The sequence below is a fragment of the Pseudomonas agarici genome (assembly GCF_001543125.1).
Classification (GTDB): Bacteria; Pseudomonadota; Gammaproteobacteria; order Pseudomonadales; family Pseudomonadaceae; genus Aquipseudomonas; species Aquipseudomonas agarici.
Map to the genome: position 1 here is coordinate 1,786,963 of NZ_CP014135.1, position 1,893 is coordinate 1,788,855.

Annotated in this window: 2 protein-coding genes and 1 pseudogene; all 3 read right to left on the reverse strand. The window is 47.5% G+C overall.

All coding sequences use genetic code 11. The annotated features are described in order from the left end of the window. Positions 1 to 604: pseudogene (locus tag AWM79_RS07830) on the reverse strand (RHS repeat domain-containing protein); the annotation flags it as partial. 36 nt (positions 605 to 640) lie between these two features. Beyond that, the gene (locus AWM79_RS24215) at positions 641 to 1,258 is read right to left on the reverse strand and encodes a hypothetical protein (RefSeq protein ID WP_082712590.1); all 618 of its coding nucleotides are present in this window, start codon (positions 1,256 to 1,258) and stop codon (positions 641 to 643) included. A gap of 5 nt (positions 1,259 to 1,263) precedes the next feature. Then, on the reverse strand, positions 1,264 to 1,893 hold a 630-nt coding region (locus tag AWM79_RS24220; protein WP_167375423.1), incomplete at its 5' end, for an RHS repeat-associated core domain-containing protein.

Genomic DNA, 1,893 nt, shown 5'->3' on the forward strand with positions numbered 1-1,893 from the left:
TCATGCGGCCAAAGCCATCGTAACGATAGCGTTTGTCCTGATAGGTCAGCAGTTTGTTGTGCGCCACCCGTCCCGCGTTTTGTTGCTGGCCGTTGAGCAGGTTGGCGGCGGCATCGTAGGCGAAGGTTTCGCTATGGCCCCGTGGGTTCTCCTGGGTGGCGATGATTCGATCCGTGGCGTCGTAGTGCAGGTGTTGGTCGCGGCGGATTTTTTGGTCTTTGTCGCGCTCGTCACGGAGGATCAGATTGTCGAGGACATCGTATTCGAAGTATTTCTGTCGAGCGGGCGCCAGTATCACGGGATAATGGGTCGGGTGGCGTTGTCGTGAGCGCAGGCGTCCGCACCGGTCATACTCGCTGCGGGTGTTGAGTTGTCCCTGGGTGCGCGAAAGTTCGCGGTGCAGGCGGTTGCGTTCGAAGTCGCTGATGACCTCGCTGTCGAGGTTGAGCTGGTGCAGGTGGCCACTGCCGTAATACAGCCGATTGAGCCAGCGACCATCGGGTAGCTGCGTCTGGCTCAGGTTGCCCAGTTCGTCGTAGTGATGCTGCAAGCTGCCGGCTGCGCTCTGTTCTTCCAGCAACTGGCCGAGGGCGTCATAGGCGAAATGGGTGCTCCTTTGCTGCGTAAGATTTTTTTCTGTTTAATCTAGTATTTTTTGAGCTAGGGCAATATCAAATCGTTTATTGCCAAATATTTTTCTATGATTAAGTATTTTTTGGAAATAATTTGAATTTGCACTCAATCCATTTTTTTGCGCACAGAAAAGAGCCGCTAGAAAGGGATATGCATAATTGTCTGGCGCTGCGAGTATGTCATCAATCAACGAGAGAGAGCTTGTTATGCAGTGTTCCACATCTGGAAGATAAAATTCAATCAGGCGCTGTTGTATTTTTTCTGCCGTAGACTTTATATTATGTGATGTTGGTGTTCTAATGATTCCACCGATTTCATCCCCAAATCTTTTATCGGCTTCTGATAAAGAACTCTTGGAGAGAAATGAAGAGTTCATCAATTGACTTGAGTAAGGTGGTGATTGACTTATGCAAAAGTCCATCGCTTCACATTTGAAAAGCTCTACGCCAGCGTAGTAGCCGTCCGCTTTTGACAGGTGTTGAACGTAAATTTCACCATATTTTTCATTAGAAAAAAGCAGGCACAGCTTGCTTTTGTATACTTTCAGATCAAAACATACAGATGTGATTTTTTTCAACTCTAGTAATAAATTTTTTTCTAATTCTTTTCGGATTTCTACATTCATGATGATTACTTGTAAATTAATAAATTGAAAATTGCATCATGTTGAGTTGCATTTCCGCCAAGGGGGAGTCCGGGATTTCCGTTTGTATCGATCTTAAACGTTCCTTTTGCTCCTGCGGAGGTTTTAATTGTACCTCCACCCAGATATTGAGTGGTATTGGCAGGCTTCCTCATATCAAAGACATTCGATCCTGCCTGATTAGTTGTTAGTGTCCCTGCTCCATGTTTTACTTCAAAAACGTGTGTTTTCCCGAAGCGATCCTTTGCAACAAAGTCAGCACGTATACGTTTGCCGTTCACTTTCATGGTGACCTCTTCTGCAACAACCTTGAAACCGTTTCGCTTCAAATCATGAAGTGCCTTATTTCGTCCTTTGTTTCCGCTAATTGCACTTTTGCACGCCCATCCCCATGGATCAATCCATCCCGCCGTATTCGGCGCATACTGATAAAGATTGACCCCACCCATCAACCCAATCGGGTCCGGCGTGGTAAACCGCCCCACATCCGGATCATAGAACCTAAACGTGTTGTAGTGCAGCCCCGTCTCGCGGTCCAGGTACTGCCCCTGAAAGCGCAGGTTCTGCTCTTCGATATAGTACGGTTCGCGCACTTCTTCCAGGGTGTTGCCCCAGAC